This window comes from Mesorhizobium sp. M7A.F.Ca.AU.002.02.1.1, from assembly GCF_003998535.1.
Lineage (GTDB): Bacteria > Pseudomonadota > Alphaproteobacteria > Rhizobiales > Rhizobiaceae > Mesorhizobium > Mesorhizobium ciceri.
Window position 1 is genome coordinate 1 of sequence record NZ_RZPB01000415.1, and the last position, 5547, is coordinate 5547.

A 5547-nucleotide genomic window follows, 5' to 3' on the forward strand; every position below is an offset into this window, starting at 1 on the left:
GTGCAGGCAAGTCGGCGCTGCTGTCCGAGACGGCGCTGCGCTTTTCCGCCGCCTCCGACTGGCGCGAGAACTCCGCTACGATCGACGGCTATGGCCTTTTTCGCGAGACCGTCTCGGGTTACCCGGTTCACGACGAGCAAGGCCGCATCGAAGGCCAGCTCAATGTCGACCTCGACAATGGTTTGCGCGCCATCGCCAAGCTCGGCTACGAGGCCGTGCCGGAATCGGCATCATCGCCGGACGCCATTGCCGGCGTCAGCAAGCAGCCGCTGCGGCAGACCATCGATGGCAGCCTGGCCGTCGAAAAGCATCTCGGCAAGATGCAGTACACCTTGACCGGCGCGGTCTCGCACGACTTCTACGGCGACGCCAAGCTATCGGACGGCACCTCGCTGTCGCAGAAGGATCAGGACTCGACGCTCTACACGGCGACGTTGCGCACCGGCTACGAGATCTCCCCTGCCCTGACCCCCTTCACCGAAATCGAGGTCGGCCGCCGGACCTATGATCAACGCATCGACAATGAAGGCTTCGAGCGCTCGTCGACGCGACTCGGCGCCCGCGCCGGCCTTGCACTCGACATGGGTGAGAAGCTGTCGGGCGAATTCTCGGCCGGCTGGCTCAGGGAAGCGATCGACGACAAAAACCTCGATGCGATCTCGGGTGCCACCGTCAACGCCGACCTCAAATGGTCACCCGAGCGCGGCACCATAATCGGCCTGACCGGGCGGACCACCGTCGAGCCCACGACCACATCGGGCGAGAGCGGCGACATCCTCTATTCCGGTCGCCTGACAGGCGAACGCCAGATTCGCGCCAACCTCACCGCCAACGCGGCTCTGGGTCTCGACTGGCGTGATTACATCGGCATCGACGGCCATGACAGGGTGTTGAGCGCCGAGGCCGGCCTGACCTGGTGGCTGAACCGCTACGCCGGCCTGACCACAAGAGTGAGGAGCGAGAAACTGACCAGCAACCTGCCGGGCCGGGACTACACCGCCAACAGCATCTTCCTCGGCGTCAAGGTGCAGCGCTGAACGGCCGCACCAACGACATCCGGCCGCTCGCTAGGATGTTTAAAACGCAGCACCACGGCGCTCTGACGGCTTCAGCTCGTCGAGAAGCGTGCGGATGACGCCCGCCATGTTCTCGTTCATGTCGCTGCGCCACAGCGCGAAGGCGACATTGGCCTCGACAAAACCCTCCGGCGATCCGCAGTCGAACGTGCGGCCTCGATAGTGGTAGCCGTAGAAAGGCTGCTGCTTTTCCAGCTTCAGCATGGCGTCGGTGAGCTGGATCTCGTTGCCGGCGCCTTTTTCCTGACCTTCTAGGATCTTGAAGATCTCCGGCTGCAGGATGTAGCGGCCGTTGATGTAGAGGTTGGACGGCGCGGTGCCGGCCTTCGGCTTTTCCACCATCTCGGTGATACGGAAGCCGTGATGCGTGTCCTCGCCGCGGCCGACGATGCCGTATTTGTGGGTTTCGGCGGGATCGCATTCCTGCACCGCGATGATGTTGTTGCCGGTCTCCTCGTAGAGCTCGACCATTGCCTTCGTGCAGCTCTTCTCCGACTGCATGATCATGTCGGGCAACAAAAGCGCGAAGGGCTCGTCGCCGACGAGCTCGCGGGCGCACCAGACGGCGTGGCCAAGTCCCATCGGCACCTGCTGGCGTGTGAAACTGGTCTGCCCCGGCGCCGGCTGCAGCCGCTGCAGGCGGGCGAGCTGGTCGTCCTTGCCGCGCTGGGCCAGCGTGTCATAGAGTTCGAACTGGATGTCGAAATGGTCCTCGATGACGGCCTTGTTGCGACCGGTGACGAAGATGAAATGCTCGATGCCGGCCTCGCGCGCCTCATCCACCACATACTGGATCACCGGCCGGTCGACGACGGTCAGCATTTCCTTGGGGACAGCCTTGGTGGCCGGAAGAAACCGTGTGCCGAGGCCGGCGACCGGGAAGACTGCCTTGCGAACTCTCTTCATGCTTTCAATTATCCGTTTGAGGGCCAGCTCCGCAATCCCCGTTTCAAGACATTTTCACGCCGGAATTGGGGATTACTGGGAAACTGAGGGGAGCGTCCACCGGTAAAGCTTCGAAGCGTCTTTTCGTTCCCGGTGGCACCTATGGTAAACTAATTCCTAACCTGGTTCGGCGATGAATGGTCTTTCCTGAGACAGAGAAGGAGGAAAAGATGTCCGTTCGCAATGCCGCAAAAATTTTTACCAGCGTCATGGCGGCAGCCAGCCTATCGCTCGCTCTGCTGATGCCTGGCCCCGCTTTCGCCGATGCCGGTTTCCGGCAATGGGTCGCCGGCTTCCGCGCCACCGCCGTGCAGAGCGGCGTTTCCGGCGCCCTATACGACCAGGCCTTCAGGAACATCAGGGATATCGATCCCGTGGTGCTGGAAAAGGCGCGCACGCAGCCTGAATTCACGGCCCCTGCCTGGGACTATTTCGACAACCGCGTCCATGATCAGTCCGTCGCCGTCGGCCAGCAGATGGCCAGGAAATGGAAGCCGTGGCTGGATCGGATCGAGGCCAGGTTCGGCGTCGACCGTTACATCCTGCTGGCCATCTGGTCGATGGAATCGAATTATGGCGAGATCCTCAAGCGCGACGACATCATGCGCAACGTCGTGCGCTCGCTGGCGACCTTGGCCTACGCCGATCCGAAGCGGGCGAAATTCGCCCGCACACAGCTGATCGCCGCGCTGAAGATCCTGCAGACCGGCGACATCGACGAAAGCCATCTGAGCGGATCCTGGGCCGGCGCCATGGGCCACACCCAGTTCATCCCGACCAGCTATCTGCACTATGCCGTGGACATGGACGGCAATGGCAAGCGAGACATCTGGAATTCGATCCCCGATGCGCTGGCGACATCAGCCAATTTGTTGAAGAAGAATGGCTGGCAGGCCGGCAAGACCTGGGGCTATGAGGTCGCCTTGCCAGCCGGAAAACTTCCCGGCGGTTCCAAGACGCTGTCGCAGTGGCAGGCGCTCGGCGTCGCCAGGGCCAACGGCAAGCCGTTCAAGAACGGCTCCGACAAGGCGACGCTGAAGGTGCCGGACGGCCGCAGCGGGCCGGCCTTCCTGATGATCAAGAATTTCACGGTCATCAAGGCCTACAACAACGCCGACAAATATGCGCTGGCCGTCGGCCTTCTTGCCGACGAAATCGCCGGCTCGAGCGGTCTGGTGCAGGACTGGAAGCGGCCTTTCACCAAGCTTACTTTCGAGGAAAGACAGGAGCTGCAGAAGCGGCTTTCCCAGCATGGCCTTTACGACGGCAAGTTCGACGGCAAGATCGGCGACGGCTCGAAGACTGCCATCATGGCCTTCCAGGCCAAGGCCGGCTTGACCCAGGACGGCTATCCGAGCATGGAAGTGCTGAAGTGGCTCCGGCAGAAATAGAGCCGCCTGCGGTGCCGCGCGGCCTTCCAGGCGCGCAAAGGACACTGTAGCAATCTGGTTGGGCGGCATTTGCCGAGAAACCGATGCGGTTTTTCGGCAGGACTGCGCCAAGGGACGGAGGAAACGATTGGCTTCGGCTGCGCGCATCGCAGGGCTTGTTCGTCGCATGCCGGTGCTCGTCCTGGCCGTGGTCATGCTTGCCGTCGGCGTGGCTGGCGCCTTTCATGCGCCGGCCATGGCGCAGGAGCAGCAAAACCGCGGCTGGTCGTTGCGCGACCTTTTGTTTCCGCGCCGCAGCGAGCGCATTGAGCCGCCCTTGGATATCCAGAAGCCGAGGCCCAGGCCCAAGGCGAAAAAACCCCGCGCCCCGCGCCCGCCCGCGGAACCGGAAATCCCGGTGGTCGACAAGGCGCCGGACGCGCGCACCGTCCTGGTGGTCGGCGACTTCATGGCGGCCGGCCTCGCCGAAGGCCTCGACAGCGCTTTCGCAGAGAATGCCGGCGTCAGGATCGTCGTGCGCAGCAATGGCTCGTCCGGCTTCGTGCGCGATGATTTCTACACCTGGCCCGAACAGATCAAATCGCTGATCGAGACCGAAAAACCCGCCGCCGTGATCGTCATGCTGGGCTCCAACGACCGCCAGTCGATGAAGGTGGGCGACGTGCGCGAACAGCCACGTTCCGAGAACTGGACCAAGGAATATGAACGCAGGACCGACGCGCTGGGCAAAGCCATCGCCGCGGCCAAGGTCCCCTTCCTTTGGGTCGGCATGCCGGCGTTCCGGGTGCCGAAGATGACCTCGGATATGCTTGCCTTCAACGACATCTACCATCAGGCCGCAGAAAGCCATGGCGGCGAATTCGTCGATATCTGGGACGGCTTTGTCGACGAGAACGGCGCCTTCGTCACCAGCGGCCCCGACATCAACGGCCAGCCGGTGCGGCTGCGCGCCGATGACGGCATCAATATCTCGAAGGCGGGCAAGCGCAAGCTCGCCTTCTACACCGAAAAACCGCTGCTGAAGATCCTCGGCCTGACCGCGCCGGGAAGCATGATTACACCGTCCGCTCCGGCGGGCGCCCCTGTCGAGACGCCGGCGCCGGCCGCGCCCCCCATCGTCATCGACCGCACCGCGCCGATGCTGCTCAGCGATCCGGCACTCGACGGCGGCTCGGAGCTGCTTGGCGCGGCACCGCCGGCTAAGGCCAATCCGGACCTGCCCGGTGAAAAGCTTGTGGTCGAGGGCAAGGCACCGATTGCATCGCCCGGCCGCGCTGACGACTTCTCCTGGCCGCCGAAGGCCGCAGCCGCGACCGACACCACGACCGCGATCAATCGTTAGTCTCGCAGCGCGGCTCTGAGGCCGGGCTCAGCGCGGGAGAACGCTCGACCCCATCAACGCCTCGTCGATCGCGCGCGCAGCCTGGCGGCCCTCGCGGATCGCCCAGACGACCAGCGACTGGCCACGACGCACGTCGCCGGCCGCATAGAGCCTGTCGACGCTGGTCTTGTAGTCGCGGTCATTGGCCTCGACATTGCGCGAGCGGCGGCTGTCGGTGGCGATCTTCATCTCACCCTCCAATTCCCTCGCCACACCGGCCGCGGCCGGCCCGGCAAAGCCGATGGCGATGAAAGCGAGATCGGCACGAATGACGAATTCGGTACCGGCGATCGGCTTGCGCTTGTCGTCGACCTCGCAGCACTTGACGCCGGTCAGCTGGCCTTCCTCGCCGATGAATTCGAGCGTCGCCACCTGGAATTCGCGCTCGGCGCCTTCGGCCTGCGAGGACGAGGTGCGCATCTTCGTCGCCCAGTAGGGCCAGACCGAAAGCTTGTCTTCCTTCTCCGGCGGCTGTGGGCGGATGTCGAGCTGTGTGACGCGCACCGCGCCCTGGCGGAAGGCCGTGCCGACGCAGTCGGACGCGGTATCGCCGCCGCCGACGACGACGACATGCTGGCCGCCGGCGATGATGGGATGCGAGGGCCACGCCACCGACTGGATCGGTTCGCCGCCGACCCGCCTGTTCTGCTGCACCAGATAGGGCATCGCGTCATGCACGCCGCCGAGATCGTCGCCGGGAATACCGGCCGCGCGCGGCGTTTCGGAACCGCCGCAATAGAGCACGGCATCATGT

Annotated in this window: 5 protein-coding genes; 3 read left to right on the forward strand and 2 right to left on the reverse strand. The window is 64.0% G+C overall.

The window, feature by feature from the left end; genetic code table 11:
- The coding region (locus tag EN879_RS22740; protein WP_164774526.1) for an outer membrane beta-barrel protein at positions 1–1037 on the forward strand (1037 nt) is incomplete at its 5' end.
- Between the two features lie 39 nt (positions 1038–1076).
- Here the strand turns inward: EN879_RS22740 and galU are convergent.
- A complete protein-coding gene (galU, locus tag EN879_RS22745; RefSeq protein ID WP_013529722.1) occupies positions 1077–1982 on the reverse strand; it encodes a UTP--glucose-1-phosphate uridylyltransferase GalU in 906 nt (301 codons plus the stop codon).
- Between the two features lie 209 nt (positions 1983–2191).
- On the opposite strand from galU, the gene EN879_RS22750 reads away from it, so the two are divergent.
- Together EN879_RS22750 and EN879_RS22755 are read left to right on the forward strand one after the other, a co-directional pair.
- Complete coding sequence (locus EN879_RS22750; RefSeq protein WP_013529721.1) at positions 2192–3412, forward strand: lytic murein transglycosylase; 1221 nt, start codon at positions 2192–2194, stop codon at positions 3410–3412.
- Between the two features lie 127 nt (positions 3413–3539).
- A complete protein-coding gene (locus tag EN879_RS22755) occupies positions 3540–4754 on the forward strand; it encodes a DUF459 domain-containing protein (protein WP_127274258.1) in 1215 nt (404 codons plus the stop codon).
- Positions 4755–4781: 27 nt separating this feature from the next.
- Here EN879_RS22755 and EN879_RS22760 read toward each other — a convergent pair.
- A partial coding sequence (locus tag EN879_RS22760) for an FAD-dependent oxidoreductase (RefSeq protein WP_164774527.1) occupies positions 4782–5547 on the reverse strand: 766 nt, incomplete at its 5' end.